This window comes from Sulfitobacter dubius (assembly GCF_027214245.1).
Taxonomy (GTDB): domain Bacteria; phylum Pseudomonadota; class Alphaproteobacteria; order Rhodobacterales; family Rhodobacteraceae; genus Sulfitobacter; species Sulfitobacter dubius_A.
Window position 1 is genome coordinate 1 of sequence record NZ_JAPWHM010000053.1, and the last position, 249, is coordinate 249.

At 39.0% G+C, this 249-nt stretch carries 1 protein-coding gene; it reads left to right on the forward strand.

What is annotated here, in order from left to right; genetic code table 11:
* Positions 1 to 197 (forward strand): glycosyltransferase (locus O4H31_RS19575; RefSeq protein WP_269348186.1); only part of this gene is annotated, 197 nt, incomplete at its 5' end.
* Positions 198 to 249 lie beyond the last annotated feature (52 nt).

Here is a 249-nt window from a genome sequence, read left to right on the forward strand (position 1 = left end):
TATATGTTCAGACATCTAAATTTGAAGGAAAAGCGATTGCCATTGATGAAGCGAAAATTTTGTATAAACCGATAGTTGTAACGAATTTTAGTACCGCGCAAGACCAAATTAAAGATGGCATTGAAGGACTGATTGTAGATATGAATGAAAATGCTGTTGCAGCAAAGTTTATATGCCGCTTACGTTACCGGGGATAGGTGCGGGGGCCTTGCTTACTTTCATTCTTTCTATTGGCTTCTACATTACGCC